Annotated in this window: 15 protein-coding genes; 4 read left to right on the forward strand and 11 right to left on the reverse strand. The window is 68.9% G+C overall.

Translation table 11 applies throughout. The features are described from left to right. Positions 1-114 precede the first annotated feature (114 nt). The 11 genes from ABZX85_RS44405 to ABZX85_RS44455 all read right to left on the reverse strand — a co-directional run bounded on the left by ABZX85_RS44405 (position 115) and on the right by ABZX85_RS44455 (position 11,138). Positions 115-747 carry an MBL fold metallo-hydrolase gene (locus ABZX85_RS44405; protein WP_355882988.1) on the reverse strand — a complete coding sequence of 211 codons (633 nt, stop codon included), beginning with the start codon at positions 745-747 and terminating at the stop codon, positions 115-117. Beyond that, a complete protein-coding gene (locus tag ABZX85_RS44410; RefSeq protein ID WP_355882991.1) occupies positions 744-1,832 on the reverse strand; it encodes an S-(hydroxymethyl)mycothiol dehydrogenase in 1,089 nt (362 codons plus the stop codon). The genes ABZX85_RS44405 and ABZX85_RS44410 overlap by 4 nt, the downstream gene beginning before the upstream one ends. A 57-nt stretch (positions 1,833-1,889) precedes the next feature. After that, positions 1,890-2,984, reverse strand: coding sequence for an FAD-dependent oxidoreductase (locus tag ABZX85_RS44415; RefSeq protein ID WP_355882994.1), 1,095 nt, complete (start codon positions 2,982-2,984; stop codon positions 1,890-1,892). After that, positions 2,974-4,320 carry an FMN-binding glutamate synthase family protein gene (locus ABZX85_RS44420; protein WP_355882997.1) on the reverse strand — a complete coding sequence of 449 codons (1,347 nt, stop codon included), beginning with the start codon at positions 4,318-4,320 and terminating at the stop codon, positions 2,974-2,976. The genes ABZX85_RS44415 and ABZX85_RS44420 overlap by 11 nt, the downstream gene beginning before the upstream one ends. Positions 4,321-4,356: 36 nt before the next feature. Then, complete coding sequence (locus tag ABZX85_RS44425; protein ID WP_355883000.1) at positions 4,357-5,052, reverse strand: glutamate synthase; 696 nt, start codon at positions 5,050-5,052, stop codon at positions 4,357-4,359. A gap of 29 nt (positions 5,053-5,081) precedes the next feature. Continuing rightward, positions 5,082-5,984 (reverse strand): glutamine amidotransferase, encoded by a 903-nt coding sequence (locus ABZX85_RS44430; protein WP_355883003.1) that lies wholly within the window; start codon positions 5,982-5,984, stop codon positions 5,082-5,084. Between the two features lie 51 nt (positions 5,985-6,035). Beyond that, entirely contained in the window at positions 6,036-7,364 is a 1,329-nt protein-coding gene (glnT, locus tag ABZX85_RS44435) for a type III glutamate--ammonia ligase (RefSeq protein WP_355883006.1), read from the reverse strand. 466 nt (positions 7,365-7,830) lie between these two features. After that, a complete protein-coding gene (locus tag ABZX85_RS44440) occupies positions 7,831-8,496 on the reverse strand; it encodes a GntR family transcriptional regulator (protein ID WP_355883009.1) in 666 nt (221 codons plus the stop codon). A 97-nt stretch (positions 8,497-8,593) separates the two neighbouring features. Further along, complete coding sequence (locus tag ABZX85_RS44445; protein WP_355883012.1) at positions 8,594-9,097, reverse strand: flavin reductase family protein; 504 nt, start codon at positions 9,095-9,097, stop codon at positions 8,594-8,596. A 24-nt stretch (positions 9,098-9,121) separates the two neighbouring features. Next, positions 9,122-9,547 (reverse strand): ester cyclase, encoded by a 426-nt coding sequence (locus ABZX85_RS44450; RefSeq protein ID WP_355883014.1) that lies wholly within the window; start codon positions 9,545-9,547, stop codon positions 9,122-9,124. Next, on the reverse strand, positions 9,534-11,138 hold the full coding sequence (locus ABZX85_RS44455; protein WP_355883017.1) for a BCCT family transporter: 1,605 nt from the start codon (positions 11,136-11,138) through the stop codon (positions 9,534-9,536). Before ABZX85_RS44455 ends, ABZX85_RS44450 begins: the two co-directional genes overlap by 14 nt. A gap of 242 nt (positions 11,139-11,380) precedes the next feature. Here ABZX85_RS44455 and ABZX85_RS44460 point away from each other — a divergent pair, with 242 nt between their 5' ends. From ABZX85_RS44460 to ABZX85_RS44475, 4 genes are read left to right on the forward strand one after another with little or no spacing between them, the layout of a single operon-like run. Next, the gene (locus ABZX85_RS44460; RefSeq protein ID WP_355883020.1) at positions 11,381-12,007 is read left to right on the forward strand and encodes an amino acid synthesis family protein; all 627 of its coding nucleotides are present in this window, start codon (positions 11,381-11,383) and stop codon (positions 12,005-12,007) included. Further along, positions 12,004-12,555, forward strand: a complete 552-nt coding sequence (locus ABZX85_RS44465) for an amino acid synthesis family protein (RefSeq protein ID WP_355883023.1) — start codon at positions 12,004-12,006, stop codon at positions 12,553-12,555. Before ABZX85_RS44460 ends, ABZX85_RS44465 begins: the two co-directional genes overlap by 4 nt. Before the next feature lie 6 nt (positions 12,556-12,561). Further along, positions 12,562-13,293, forward strand: a complete 732-nt coding sequence (locus ABZX85_RS44470) for an alpha/beta hydrolase (protein WP_355883026.1) — start codon at positions 12,562-12,564, stop codon at positions 13,291-13,293. Beyond that, on the forward strand, positions 13,286-14,773 hold the full coding sequence (locus ABZX85_RS44475; RefSeq protein WP_355883028.1) for an aldehyde dehydrogenase: 1,488 nt from the start codon (positions 13,286-13,288) through the stop codon (positions 14,771-14,773). The genes ABZX85_RS44470 and ABZX85_RS44475 overlap by 8 nt, the downstream gene beginning before the upstream one ends. Position 14,774: the final 1 nt, after the last annotated feature.

Here is a 14,774-nt window from a genome sequence, read left to right on the forward strand (position 1 = left end):
CGGTGCTGGGCGCGGACAATGTGGTGGCTGACAGAGCCGGCACCGCCCGGCCACGCCCCGCACGGCAGACGTCAGGGGCGGCGGAGACGTTCAAGAACCCGCGCGGTCCTCGGTCTACGGGTCCAGCAGTCCCTTCTCCTGCCCGATCGTGGTGTTGTCGCCATGGCCGGTGTGTACCACCGTGTCGTCCGGCAGGACGAACAGTCGCGCACGGATCGACCGCACGATGAGAGCCTCGTCGCTGTACGACCGGCCCGTCGCGCCCGGACCGCCCCGGAAGAGGGTGTCGCCGGTGAAGACGCAACCGAGAGCCGGAGCGTGGAAGCAGACCGCGCCGGGCGCGTGGCCCGGTGTGTGAAGCACCCGCAGGGTGGTGCCGCCCACCGGGATCTCCGCTCCGTCGGACAGGTCGGCGTCCCAGGTCAGGTCAGGATGGGTCAGCGCCCACAGCGGCTTGTCGTCCGGGTGCAGCATGATCGGTGCGCCGGTCCGCTCGCGCAGTTCGGGCGCGACGCGGATGTGGTCGTCGTGGGCGTGAGTACACAGGATGGCCTTCACCTCGCGGGTGCCCACCACGGCCATGATGTCCGTGACGCTGTGTGGGGCGTCGATGACGACGCATTCGTTGTCGTCGCCGATGACCCAGATGTTGTTGTCCACGTCGAAGGTCTGGCCGTCGAGGCTGAAGGTGCCGCTGGAGACGGCGTGGTCGATCCTCGCCCGTGCTTCTGGCGTCGCAGCGGTCACGGGAACAACACCACCGATCGCAGCACGTCGCCGTGGTGCATCCGCTCGAACGCCGCCTCTACGTCCTGTATGCCGATCTCCTCGGTGACGAAGGCGTCGAGGTCGAGGCGGCCCTGCTGATAGAGGTCGACGAGCATCGGGAAGTCGCGCTCCGGCAGGCAGTCGCCATACCAGCTCGACTTCAGCGAGCCGCCGCGGCCGAACACGTCGATGAGCGGGATCTCGGGGACCTTCATGTCCGGTGTCGGTACGCCGACCAGTACGACGGTGCCCGCGAGGTCCCGGGCGTAGAACGCCTGCTTCCAGGTCTCCGGGCGGCCGACGGCGTCGATGACGACATCGGCGCCGAAGCCGCCGGTGAGTTCCCAAACGGCGGCAACGGGGTCGGTGCCGGAGGAGTCGACGGTGTGGGTCGCCCCCAACTTCTTCGCGACGTCGAGCTTCTTGGCATCGATGTCGACCGCGATGATCCGGCCGGCGCCGGCCAACGCGGAGCCAGCGATGGCCGCCGTACCGACTCCGCCGCAGCCGATCACGGCGACGGACTTGCCGCGGGTGACCCCGCCGGTGTTGATGGCGGCCCCGAGGCCAGCCATCACGCCGCAGCCGAGCAGTCCGACCGCGGCGGGGCGGGCGGAGGGGTCGACCTTCGTGCACTGGCCCGCCGCGACCAGGGTCTTCTCGGCGAACGCGCCGACGCCAAGCGCCGGCGTCAGCTCGGTCCCGTCTTCCAGCGTCATCTTCCGGGTGGCGTTCTTGGTGGCGAAGCAGTACTGCGCCTCGCCGCGGCGGCAGGCCCGGCAGTCGCCGCAGACCGCGCGCCAGTTGAGGATCACGAAATCTCCCGGTGCGACATTGGTGACGTCGTCGCCGACAGCCTCGATGACACCGGCCGCCTCGTGCCCCAGCAGGAAGGGGAACTCGTCGTTGATGCCGCCCTCGCGGTAGTGCAGGTCGGTGTGGCAGACGCCGCACGCCTGCACCTTCACAAGAGCCTCGCCCGGACCCGGGTCGGGCACATTGATGGTCTCCACGGAGACCGGCTGGCCCTTGCCGCGGGCAACCACGGCCTTCGCTTGCTGCATGCGGGTGATTCCTTACTGCGATTCGGAGTTACTCGGAGGTTCTCGGAGTTACGGAGTTCAGTCGCGGAAGGCGAAACGCGGGTGCGCCGTGGCGCCCTGCACCAGGTCCGCGACGAGCGAACCGATGAGGGGCGCGAACTTCGCGCCGTGCCCGGAGCACGGCGAGGCGACGATCACGAAGCCCAGCCGGTCGATGACGAAGTCCTCGTCGGCCGTCATGGTGTAGAGGCAGCTTCCTTCGGCGACGGGTTCGGGGTCGAGGCCCGGCAGTTGGCGGCTCACCCAGGACGTGACGATGTCCCGGGAGGCGGGGTTGATCCGTCCGTCCCGGCCGGAGGCGGTCGTCGGCGTCCCTCCGTCGTGCTGGGCCACCTTCATGACGGGAGCCGGGCCCCCGTCCGCCCCCGACGGCAGGCCGAAGAGCTGGATGCCCTCCTTGTAGACCATGACGGGCCACGCGGCCAGCGGGTCGCGGTGCCGGAAGTGGAACACCTGCTGTTGAGTGGCCCAAGTGCGCGGCATACGGGGTGAGATGCCGACCGAGGGCAGCAGCTCGGGCAGCCACGGGCCCGCCGCGACGACCACGTGACGGGCGCTGAACGAGCGGTCCTCGGTGTGGACGAGGACGCCGTACGGGGTCTGCTCGACGCGGATGACCGGCGTGTGCTCGAGGACCACCGCGCCCAGGGACGCGGCGAGGTCGACACCGGCCCGGACCGTACGGTCCGCGTCGAGGTGCCCTGCGTCCGGGTGGAACATGACGGGGCCGGTGAACACCATGCCCGGGAACCGCTCCTGGGCATCTTCGGGGCGCAACAGCTCGGCGGCGACTCCCTGTTGCTTCATCAAGGCCGTCAGGGTCTCAGGGTCGCGTTCGGCGCCGTGATCGAGGCCGCCGGTGCGGGTGCGGAGCAACTGGCCGGAGCGATCCTCCAGTTCGTCCCACAGCTCCTCGGCCTGTCCCGTGAGCTCGATGTAGTCCGGATCGGCGTACGCACGACGGTAGATGCGGGAGGTACCGTGCGAGCTTCCCTTGTCGTGGCCGATGCCGCGGGCCTCGACGAGGGTGACCTTGAGGCCGCGGGCAGCCAGCTGCCACGCCGCGGAGGAGCCGGTGAGGCCGGCTCCGACGACCACGGCGTCACAGTCCACCGGTGCCTCCCGGTATCCAGGAGGTGCCCGCCAGCGGGACCCTCGCCATCGCCGCCGCCTCGATGGTGACGGCGACCAGGTCCTCGGGCTCCAGATGTGTCAGGTGGGCCTTGCCGCAGGCCCGCGCGATGGTCTGGGCCTCCATGGTGAGCACGCGCAGGTAGTTCGCGAGCCGTCGGCCGCCCTCGACCGGATCGAACCTCTGCTGGAGCTCGGGGTCCTGCGTGGTGATGCCGGCCGGGTCCTTGCCGTCCTGGAAGTCGTCGTAGTAGCCGGCTGCCGAGCCCAGCGCCTCGTACTCGGCGGACCACTTCGGGTCGTTGTCGCCGAGCGCGATCAGGGCGGCCGTGCCGATGGCCACGGCGTCGGCACCCAGCGCCATGGCCTTGGCGACATCGGCGCCGGTCCGGATGCCGCCGGAGACGATCAGCTGGACCTTGCGATGCACGCCGAGTTCCTGGAGCGCCTGCACGGCCTGCGGGATCGCGGCGAGGGTCGGGATGCCGACGTGCTCGATGAAGACCTCCTGCGTGGCGGCGGTCCCGCCCTGCATGCCGTCCACGACCACGACGTCGGCCCCGGCGTGCACCGCGAGCTTCACGTCGTAGTAGGTGCGGGTCGCCCCGACCTTGACGTAGACCGGCTTCTCCCAGTCGGTGATCTCACGGATCTCGGCGATCTTGATGGCCAGGTCGTCCGGACCGGTCCAGTCCGGGTGACGGCAGGCACTGCGCTGGTCCACGCCCTGGGGAAGGGTACGCATCCCCGCGACCCGCTCGGTGATCTTCTGGCCGAGGAGCATGCCGCCGCCGCCGGGCTTGGCGCCCTGGCCGAGCACGATCTCGATGGCGTCGGCCTTACGGAGGTCGTCGGGGTTCATGCCGTAGCGGGACGGCAGGTACTGGTAGACGAGATGCTTGCTCTGGCCCCGTTCCTCCTCGGTCATCCCTCCGTCGCCGGTGGTGGTGGAGGTGCCGACCTCGCTGGCACCGCGGCCCAGCGCCTCCTTGGCGCGGCCGGACAGCGCGCCGAAACTCATGCCGGCGATGGTGACGGGGGTGTCGAGGCGCAGCGGGTACTTGGCGTTGAGGTCGCCGAGCACCACGTCGGTGCCGCAGCGCTCGCGGTAACCCTCCAGCGGGTAGCGGGACATACTCGCCCCGAGGAAGAGCAGGTCGTCGAAGTGCGGCAGCGCCCGCTTGGCGCCCCAGCCCCGGATGTCATAGACGCCGGTGCGGGCGGCGCGCTGGATCGCGCTGATGGTGCCACGGTCGAAGGTGGCGGACTCACGCAGTCCGCGCTGTTCGATCGAGAGTCGGTTCGGGAGGTCGGTCATCTTCTGGCCCCTGGTCTGTGCCGGACGGATCTGCGGTCAGTACGCGTCGGTGTTGTCGACGTGGAAGTTGTAGAGCCGCCGGGCCGAGCCGTAGCGGGTGTACCGCGAGGTGTCCTCGCCCTCGAATCCGGCGCTCTTGAGCAGCCCCGCCAGTTCCTCGTGGTGCTCGGGGCGCATCTCCTTGGCCACGCAGTCGGCACCCAGGGAGGCGACCGTGCCGCGGACGTAGAGACGCGCTTCGTAGATCGAGTCGCCGAGCGCCTCACCGGCGTCGCCGCGGACCACCAGGCGGCCCGCCTGGGCCATGAAGGCGCTCATATGGCCGATGCTGCCGCCCACGACGATGTCGACGCCCTTCATGGAGATGCCGCAGCGGGCGGCGGCGTCGCCCTCGATGACGAGCAGGCCGCCGTGCGCGGTCGCTCCCGCGGACTGCGAGACGTTGCCGCGGACCAGCACCGATCCGCTCATCATGTTCTCCGCCACGCCGACGCCGGCGTTGCCGTTGATGACGACGTCGGCCAGCTGGTTCATGCCGGCCGCGTAGTAGCCGACATGCCCGTCGATCGTCACCCGCATCGCCCGGTTCAGTCCCACGGCCACGCTGTGCTTGCCCTTGGGGTTGAGGATGCGCACCTCCTCCGCGTCGAGGTCGGCCCGGTGGAGCAGGCCATTGACGTCGCGGAGCCCGCGTTCGGCGAGGTCGAGTTCGAGTTCGAGAACGTCCTGCACGGCATGGCCGCCTTTCGTCAGGGGAGCTGTCAGCGCGTCCACGCGTAGATCCGCTCGGGCTCGGGTTCGTAGAGGGAGGCGCTCTCAATGCCGGGAAGTCCGGTCAGCGCGCGGTACTCGCTGGCCATCGCCACCCAGTCCGCGGTCTCGGCGATCACCGCGGGCTTGCAGGCGATGGCATCGCGGACGACGGCGAACGAGTCCCGGTTGGAGACCAGCAGGGTGTAGAAACCGTCGAAGGTGGCGCACAGTTCCTTCAGGGCGGTCTCGACGTCGAGCCCGGCGGCGAGCCTGTCGGCGACAAAGCGCGCTCCGACCTCGGTGTCGTTCTCGCTGTCGAAGACCACACCACGGGCCCGCAGTTCGCGGCGGATCGTGGCGTGGTTGGAGAAGGACCCGTTGTGCACCAGGCACTGCCCGGGACCCACCGCGTACGGGTGGCAGCCGCCCGGCGTGACGGCGGACTCGGTGGCCATGCGGGTGTGGCCGACGCCCTGCCAGCCCTGGGCCCCGGCGAGACCGAAGCTCTCGGCGAGGTCACGGGGATGACCGACGCCCTTGAGTACGGCGATGTCCTCGCCGAAACCCACCACCAGCGCCTCGGGCGCCGCCGTCGAGACCGCCGTACGCAGGACGTCGACGTCGACGGGCGCGTTCACCACCAGCGTCGGCGACGCCTCGACGACCTCCACCGGGGTGCCCGGCGGCAGGAGCCCTTCGAGCGCGGCGCGCAGTTCGGCGGGCGTCAGCGGGCTGTCGACGAGCGAGACCGCGGCGTGTCCGGGCGGCGACCAGCGCGGGTCGCCGTAGACGGCCACACCGGCGGAATCAGATCCCCGGTCCTGCATCTCGCACAGCATCCCTGTCAGCAGGGTGCCCAACTGCGGGTACAGCGCGGGGTTTCGCAGATGCAGCCCCACAATTCCGCACATGACGTTCCTCGTTTCTCTCGTGCTCGGGGCGATAGGCCCGGATCGGTCGCGTCAGAAGGCGGTGAGATAGTGGTTGATCTCCCAGGACGTGACCTGGGAGTGCCAGCGGAAGAACTCCTCCCGCTTCAGGTCGCCGAAGTACTTGGCCACCTCGGCGCCGGCGCTGTCGAGCGCGCCGCTGACGGTGGCGTCGGCCTCCAGCGCCTCCGTGGCATGCAGCAGGGTCAGGGGAAGGGCCGCGCGGTCGGCACCGTTGTCCCCGCCGGGCGTGCCCGGGTCGGTGTGCCGTTCGACGCCGTCCAGGCCGGCTCCGACGGCCGCGGCGATGGCGAGATAGGGGTTGGCGGACCCGTCCCCGCCGCGCAGTTCGATGCGGTTGTTGTCGGGGACCCGCACGTAGTGGGTGCGGTCGTTCCCGCCGTACGTCGGCACCCGGGGCGCCCACGAGGCACCCGAGTTGGTGCTCACCGCGCCGGTGCGCTTGTAGGAGTTGACCGAGGGGGCGAGAACGGACTGGAGCGCGCCGGCGTGCTCCAGGACCCCGCCGATGAAGTCGTAGGCCAGGGCGGACAGTCCGAGTCCGCGGGCGTCGTCGGCGCCGTCCGCCGCGGGGAACAGCGGGGTGGTGCCGTTCCACAACGACAGGTGGAGGTGCAGGCCGGACCCGGTGCGGTCGGCGAACGGCTTGGGCATGAACGTGGCGGTCATCCCGCGCTGTTCGGCGATCATCGAGATCAGGTACCGCAGCGTGATGACCCGGTCCGCGGTGGTCATAGCGTCGGCGTAGGCGAAGTTCTGCTCGAACTGGCCGTTGGCGTCCTCGTGGTCGTTGGCGTAGTTGCCCCAGCCGAGTTCGTTCATCCCGCGCGACACCGCGGCGAGGTGGTCGAACATACGGGTCACGCCTCGGGCGTCGTAACAGGGCCGCGCCGCGTTGTCGCTGGCGTCGGCGGTGGTGAGCCCACCGTGCTCGTCCTTCTGCACCAGGAAGTACTCGACCTCGGCGCCCACGAACACCGACAGATCCCGCTCGGCGGCCTTGTCCAGCATCGAGCGCAGGATGTTCCGTGGCGCGTACGGCCACGGCTTGCCCTCGACGTACGGGTCGCAGTGGACGATCGCCAGCCCCTCCTTGATGAACGGAACGGGCGTGTACGACGACGCGTCGGGCAGCGCCATCACGTCGGGGTCCTTGGGCTCCTGGCCGAGGGCGCCGGCCGCGTATCCGGCGAACCCGACTCCGTCCGTCTGGAGCTCCTCGACGGCCTCGACGGGTACGAGCTTGGCGCACGGCTTGCCGGTGAGGTCGACGAAGAGGGCGAGGATGAAGGTCGTGTCGTACTTGGCGGCCAGGGTCGCCAGGTCTGTCGTTTCGGGCATGACGGTCAGGGCCTCTCGGAAGGGTTCGCTGTCGGGGACGGCGACCGGTGGGCGGTTGCGGCGGCGGGTGCGGGTGTCATGTGGCGTCAGTCGGCGCGGTCCGTACATTGCGCTGGCGGCCCCATTCGGGCCCGTCGACTGTGTTGCGCATCGACTCGCCCGGCGGCGTCGACTCGTCTCCTGTGTCCGGATCAGCGGTGATCAGGGTGCGCCGGCTGCCGGTCGGACAGACGGCATGCGGAAGGAGGGCTGCGCGTTGCCGACTGCCTCAGGACTCATGATCACGCTTCTCCTTTCAAGAAACTCCGTTGACCCTAAGGAAACAAAGCTCCTGTTTCGCGAGCATGTCCTGCTTGTTGCTGTTCGGTTGTGCTCAGACATCCGCTCGATGTGAAGCCGCTGCATGAACGCCGATGGCCGGCCACACCCCCGCGCAGGGTGTGGCCGGCCATCGGCGTTCATCACCTCAGCTTGCGGTGCCCGCCCCCTCATGCGAACCGCTGACGGGCAGCCCCTTCAGGAGCGCACGTCGGCTGGCCCTGACGTGCTCGCGCATTACATGCTCGGCGCTGTCGCCATCCTTCTCCAGGATCAGTTCCAGCACGAGATGGTGTTCACGGTCCGACTGCAGCGCGCGGCCCGGTTGGCTCAGCGAGGTGTGCACCAGCCGGGAGTAGGCCAGTTGGTTCATCAGTATCCGGTAGTGGGCCTCCAGCTTGCTGTTGTCGGCGCCGGAGATGAGCAGGTCGTGGAACTCCTGGACCAGTTCCGCGTACCGCGCACGGTCGTCGCACTCGACCGCTTCGTCGGCCTCACGCAGGTTCCGCTCGAGCATGTCGATCTCCGCGACGCGGCCACGCTGGGCGAGGAGGCGGGCGGCCGCGCCCTCGAGGAGTTCCTTCATCTCGAAGAGCTCTGTGATCGCACGGCGGGAGGGCGTGGTGACGAACGTCCCGACCCGGGGCCGGATCTCGACCAGCCCTTCGGTCTGCAGCTGCTTGAGGGCTTCGCGCACCGGCGTACGACTGACGCCGAACTCCTCCGCGAGAGCGAGCTCCGAGAGCGGAGCCCCGGGCTCGATGTCGCCCTTGATGATCCGCCGGCGCATTTCGGCGATCACTCTGGCCTGCATCGACCCTCCCCCAGCCGTTGGCCGGGGGGACCCCCACTTCGGTTCGCTCTTTGCGCCACTCACCGAACTCTCCTCCGTCTCCCGAGCCGCCCGCCGGTCATCCCAGCGGTGCCAGCGCGCCGCCGTCGAAGAACTTACCCGCGCTGTAGACCATCGGATGACGCTCGGAGACGACGGCGTGCACCACCCGGCAGATGAACACGGTGTGGGTGCTGGCCTGCAGCCGCTCGCGGATCTCGACCTCCATCTGAGCGCTGCTCCGGGCGATCAGCGGGCTGCCGAACGGGCCGCTCTCCCACTCCACGTCCTTGAACTTGTCCGTGGCCTTGCTCGCGAACGTACCGACGACGTCGAGTTGGTCCGTGGACAGGATGTTGATCGCGAGGTGGTCCGCCCGGAACAGACAGTCGTGGGTGGAGGAGGTGTGCTGGACGCACACCATCACGGTGGCGGGATCGAGCGAGATGCTCGAGAACGCGTTGACGGCCAGCCCTCTGGGGGTCTCACCGTCCATCGCGGTCACGACCGTGACGCCGGTGACGAACTGCCGGTTGACCTGCTTCATCACGTCGAGGTCGGGCTTCGAGGCGAGCGGGGTCATGAAGGTGCTCCTTGTCATCGATCGTCAGTCCTGTCCCACCCGGATGACGCCCAGCGCCGAGAGCAGCGCCCGGGGATCCCACGTCACGTACTCCTCGACGATCCGATCACCCTCGAAGCGCGCGAAGGTGGCGCCGCTGACCTCGACCCGCCGTTTGGTGGCGGGGACGCCGAGGAGCGAGTTCTGGTGGGTTCCGGTGCTGTGCCAGCGGATCGCGACCCGGTCACCCTCGATCACGATGTCGTCGATGGTCGTCACCAGGTCCGGGAAGGCGGCTCGGGTCGAGACGATGGAGGCCTTGAAGGCGGCCAGGTCCTGCGGGTGCGGGTCCTGGCTGTGCCGCAGGTAGGCCGGGCTCAGCAGCGCGTCGAGGGCATCGACATCTCCTCCGCCCCAGGCCGCGGCCCACGCCTTCTCGATCAGTCCACGACGGGCGTCAGCGCTCGACACCAGCCTTCTCCTTCCTGTCTGCGTTCAGCTCCTTCCAGAAGGACACCGCCAGACCGGCGATGATCACGAGGAAGGGCAACGACGTCACGATGACGGTGTTCTGAAGGGCGTTCAGGCCGCCGGCGAGCATGAGGACGACCGCGGTGACACCGGTGAGCACGCCCCACAGGATGAGTACCGAGCGGCGTGGGGTGAGCGATCCGTCCGAGGTCATCATGGACAGCACGTAGGTGTTGGCGTCCGCGCCGGAGACGAAGAACATCACGACCAGGATGATGGCGATCACCGAGGTGACCGTGGCGAGCGGGTAGTGGTCGAGGGTCGCGAAGAACGCGCTGTTGATGTCGGCCGCGGTCTGCTTGGCGATGTCGCCCTTCTCGTACATGTCGATGTGGATCGCGGTGCCGCCGAAGACCGTGAACCAGGTGAAGAACACCACGCTGGGGACGACCAGGACGCCCATGATGAAGCCGCGGATGGTGCGGCCGCGCGAGATACGGGCCAGGAAGACGCCGACGAAGGCGCCCCAGGAGACCCACCAGGCCATCATGAAGTAGGTCCACCACTGCATCCACTCGAGCCCGCCGAACGCGGTGCCCTGCAGGCTCATCCGGAAGAAGTCGGTGGCCCACTGGCCCACGGACTCGATGTACAGGTTCGCGATGAACACGGCCGGGCCGACGATCAGCATGAAGACGAACAGCGCGATGGCCAGCACCGTGCTGCCCTGGCTCAGGAACTTGATGCCCTTGCTGACACCGGTCACCGCCGAGAGCGTGAAGATCGAGGTGACGACGGCGATGATGAGCACCTGGCTCACGTTGTTGACCGGCATCCCCCACAGCCTGCCGAGACCGTTGTTGACCTGGAGGGCTCCCAGGCCGAGGGAGGTCGTGGTGCCGAAGAGCGTCGCGAACACGGCGAGCACGTCGATCGTCTTGCCGATCGGCCCGTCCACGCGGTCGCCGAGCAGCGGCCGGAACAACTGGCTCACCAGGGTGCGCCGGCCCTTGCGGTGGGTCGAGTACGCGATCGCCAGACCGAAGACCGCGAAGATCGCCCAGGCCTGCAGACCCCAGTCGAAGTAGGAGTACTGCAGGGCGCGCACCGCTGCCGCCGGCGTGTTCGGCTCGGCGAGGCCGTGCGGCGGCGTCGCCAGGTGGGAGATCGGCTCGGCGACGCCGTAGGAGACCAGTCCGATACCCATCACCGCACTGAGGATCATGGCAAACCAGGTCGGCGTCGAGAACTCGGGACGGTCACTGTCCTTGCCCAGCCGGATGTCTCCGGCAGGGCTGAAGGCCAGGAACACCAGGAAGATCAGGATGGCGAGCGTGACCACGAGGTAGGACCAACCGAACGTGGCCGTCACCCAGTTCAGCGACTTGCTGGTGACCTTGTTCAGGTTGTCCGTGAAGAGGACCGCCCAGGCTACGAAGACGGTGGAGATACCGAGCGAGGTCCAGAAAACGGAACCGAGCCTGCCACCGCCGTCACGGTGGGCACCTGTGCCGTCCGTGACGCTTTCCCCGCCACTCTCCGTCGTCGTCGCGGGCGGCATTTCAGCGCCCGTTCCAAGGTGACTGGACATGGAACTCCTTGGGTTCGGGGCCCGACGGCCGCCTGATCTGGCATACAAGCAGCAGTAAGGCACGTCACAGATGGAGCGTCAAGGGTTCGACATGCGGAATCACATCCAGGCTTGATGCGGAACAAATAATTGCAGGTTAATGACCTGTTACTCGCCCAGGTGGGGACGTCAACGGACCATGGAGAGCCCTTCTACTCAACCCTCTTGACCGACCCGAGAGACCACGCCTATCGTCCTGTGCCATGCAAGAGCGCCTGGATCATCCTGACGAGAGCATCGGTCTCCGCAAGCTCGTGCTCTACCGCGACGTCGTCCTGACCGAGGCGGGTGAGGCGCCTGGGCAGCCCGCACGGCGAGCCAGCGTCGCCGCAGTCATACGGAACCCGTGGGTAGGCACCGGCTCATCGGCTGATCTGTCCATGGAGCAAGGTCGCATTGCCCCGGTGCTCGCCAAGTTGCTGACCGATCAGCTGATCGCTTCCCTGGGCGGCGTGGACGAGATCGAAGCGTTCGGCAAGGCTGCCATCGTGGGAGCGGCCGGCGAGATCGAGCACGCCGGTGCCCTCATCCACACGCCGTACTTCGGCAACCTGGTAAGGGAGTTCCTCCAGGGCGAGTCGATCATCTGCTTCGCCGACACGCGTGCCGAAGCGGGTGAGACGCTGGTCGTGCCGCTCTGGCACAAGACGCGGGCCTCGACGCGCAGCCACTACCAGACCATCAGTGCCCGTGTTTCCGACGCTCCGCGCGCGGACGAGATCGTCGTTATCGCGGCGGCGTCGACAGGTCCGCGCCCGCACCCCCGTATCGGGGACCGCATGACCGACCCCGTCGTCACCACCGAAACCCTGGAGGTTGTCGCCTCATGAGCGTCCGCAAGATCATCACCGTCGTTGAGGAAATCCGCATCGAGGGCGGCCGGCCGGTCGATCGCCCCGCCCGGGTCGCCGTCGTCGCGGCGGTGATCGAGAATCCCTGGGCCGGTCAGGGCTTCGTCGAGGACCTCGCTCCCGGCATCGACGCACACGCCTCCGACCTCGGCGCGCTGCTGGCCCCGGCCGTGCTCGACGCACTCGAGGCGCCCGCCGAGGCGTACGGCAAGGCGGCCATCGTGGGCCTGGACGGCGAGATCGAGCACGGCTCGGGGCTGATCCACACGCTCAAGTTCGGCGACCACTTCCGTAAGGCGGCGAACGCCACCACCCTGCTGCCCGCGGTCGAGAAGCGCGGGCCCGCCGGCGTGGTCTTCGACATCCCGCTGAAGCACATCACCGACGCCACGATCCGCTCGCACCACCAGACTGTCGAGGTCCGGATCGCCGACGCCCCCCACCCGAACGAGATCGTCATCGCGCTCGCCGCGGCCGCCCAGGGGCGCCCGCAGCAGCGTCTGGCGCCGCTCTCGACCGAGCAGTAGGACGTCATGAGCAAGCCCACCGTGGTGCTGCTGCACGGCGTCGGGCTCGACCACACCATGTGGGAGCCCACCGCCGCGCTCCTGGCCGACCGCTTCACCGTGCTCGCCCTCGACCTGCCGGGCCATGGCACCCGCCCACCGGTGCGCGACGGGGTGACACTCGCCGACCTCTCCGCCGGGGTGGCCGACGAGATCCCGGCAGGCTCGCACCTGGTCGGTTTCTCGCTCGGGGCGCTCGTCGCCCAGGACGTGGCGCTGCACCGCCCGGAGCTGGTGGCCACGCTGACCTCGGTCAGCTCGGTGTGCGCGCGTACGGCCCATGAGCGGGCCTCCGTACTCGACCGGCTGCGTATCGCGGAGGCCGACTTCACGGCGAGTGCGGCCGCGTCCCTGAAGCGGTGGTACGACGGGACCGACGTCGACCCCAACCGGGTGGCCCGCACCGAGTCCACCCTGCTCGCCAATGACATCGGGTCCTTCCTGAGCTGCTATCGCGTGTTCGCCACGGCGGACGCAGACCTCGCGCCGGACCTGCCCGACATCGCCGTACCCGCACTGGCGGTGACGGGCGAGAACGACCCCGGGTCCACCCCCGAGATGACCGACCGGCTCGCCGCGGCACTTCCCAACTGCCGTGCGGTGGTCATACCCCGGGCGCGTCACATGCTGCCCGTCGAGTGCCCCGAGGCGTTCGTCGACTGCCTCACCACCTTCATCGGAGAGTGCGCCCATGTCTGACCTCACCGCGTTGCAGCACTTCATCGGCGGGACGTGGGTCGAGCCCGCGTCGGGCGAGTACTTCGAGAGCACCAACCCGGCCACCCGCGAGGTTCTCTACCGGGCCGCGCGCGGGAACTCCGCCGACATCGAGCGAGCGGTGGCGGCCGCGCGGAAGGCGTTCGAGGACCCGCGCTGGCGCGACCTCAGCCAGACACGGCGCGGCCATCTACTGCGGCGCCTGGGCGACCTGATCGCCGAGAACGCCGAAGAACTGGCGCGGATGGAGACGCAGGACAACGGCAAGCTGCTGCGCGAGATGCGTGGCCAGCTGGCCACGCTGCCGGAGTATTACTTCTACTACGCCGGACTGGCCGACAAGATCCACGGCGACTTCATCCCCACCTCCGACCGGCAGGTCCTCAACTACACGGCCCGCGAGCCCCTCGGTGTGGTCGGAGCGATCACCCCGTGGAACTCTCCGCTGACGTTGACCAGCAGCAAACTGGCGCCCGCGCTCTGCGCCGGCAACACCGTCGTGATCAAGCCGTCGGAACACACCTCGGCCACCGTGCTCAAGCTCGCCGAACTGGCGCTGGAGGCGGGGTTCCCGCCGGGCGCCGTGAACGTCGTCACCGGGTTCGGCGCCGAGGCCGGGCAGGCCCTGGTCGACCACCGCGACCTCGCGAAGATCTCCTTCACCGGCAGCACCGCCACCGGGGCGCGGATCGCCGCCGCGACCGCGAGCCGTTTCATCGGCTCCACCCTCGAACTCGGCGGCAAGTCGCCCAACATCGTCTTCGAGGACGCGAACGTCCCGAACGCCGCGATGGGCGTCGTCGCCGGCATCTTCGCCGCCGCCGGACAGACCTGCATCGCCGGCAGCCGGGTGTTCGCCCACCGGTCCGTCTACGACGAGCTGCTCGAGCGCGTCTCGGAACGCGCCCGGACCATCGTCATCGGCGACCCCCTCGACGAGAAGACCGAGCTCGGCCCGCTGGCCTTCGAGGACCAGCGCGACAAGGTCGCCGGATACGTCGACCTCGGACGCGGCGAGGGCGCCCGGGTACTGACCGGCGGCCGAGCCACCGACGGCGGCCTCGGCGGGTACTTCTACGAACCGACCGTGCTCGTGGACGTCGACAACACCATGCGCGTCGTACGCGAGGAGATCTTCGGCCCCGTCCTTGCGGTGATGCCGTTCGACACCGAGGACGAGGTCGTACGCCTGGCCAACGACACCGACTACGGCCTCGCGGCCGGCGTGTGGACCACGAACCTCTCCCGGGCGCACCGGATGGCGGCGCGCCTGGACGCCGGGACCGTGTGGGTCAACACCTACCGGGCCATGTCCCCCATGTCACCGCGCCAGGGCTTCAAGACCAGCGGCGTCGGCGTCGAACACGGCACCGAGACGATCAACGAGTACACGCGGCTCAAGAGCATCTGGATCAACACGAGCGAGGAGCCCGTGGCCGACCCCTTCACGATGCGGAGCTGAG

This window comes from Streptomyces sp. NPDC004539, assembly GCF_040610055.1.
GTDB lineage: Bacteria > Actinomycetota > Actinomycetes > Streptomycetales > Streptomycetaceae > Streptomyces.

Coding starts and splice junctions, on each gene's coding strand:
- ABZX85_RS44410 (WP_355882991.1), bottom strand. CDS start 1,832: ATGCAGCAAGCGAAGGCCGTGGTTGCCCGCGGCAAGGGCCAGCCGGTC.
- ABZX85_RS44420 (WP_355882997.1), bottom strand. CDS start 4,320: ATGACCGACCTCCCGAACCGACTCTCGATCGAACAGCGCGGACTGCGT.
- ABZX85_RS44430 (WP_355883003.1), bottom strand. CDS start 5,984: ATGTGCGGAATTGTGGGGCTGCATCTGCGAAACCCCGCGCTGTACCCG.
- glnT (WP_355883006.1), bottom strand. CDS start 7,364: ATGCCCGAAACGACAGACCTGGCGACCCTGGCCGCCAAGTACGACACG.
- ABZX85_RS44440 (WP_355883009.1), bottom strand. CDS start 8,496: ATGCAGGCCAGAGTGATCGCCGAAATGCGCCGGCGGATCATCAAGGGC.
- ABZX85_RS44445 (WP_355883012.1), bottom strand. CDS start 9,097: ATGACCCCGCTCGCCTCGAAGCCCGACCTCGACGTGATGAAGCAGGTC.
- ABZX85_RS44455 (WP_355883017.1), bottom strand. CDS start 11,138: ATGTCCAGTCACCTTGGAACGGGCGCTGAAATGCCGCCCGCGACGACG.
- ABZX85_RS44460 (WP_355883020.1), top strand. CDS start 11,381: ATGCAAGAGCGCCTGGATCATCCTGACGAGAGCATCGGTCTCCGCAAG.
- ABZX85_RS44465 (WP_355883023.1), top strand. CDS start 12,004: ATGAGCGTCCGCAAGATCATCACCGTCGTTGAGGAAATCCGCATCGAG.
- ABZX85_RS44470 (WP_355883026.1), top strand. CDS start 12,562: ATGAGCAAGCCCACCGTGGTGCTGCTGCACGGCGTCGGGCTCGACCAC.
- ABZX85_RS44475 (WP_355883028.1), top strand. CDS start 13,286: ATGTCTGACCTCACCGCGTTGCAGCACTTCATCGGCGGGACGTGGGTC.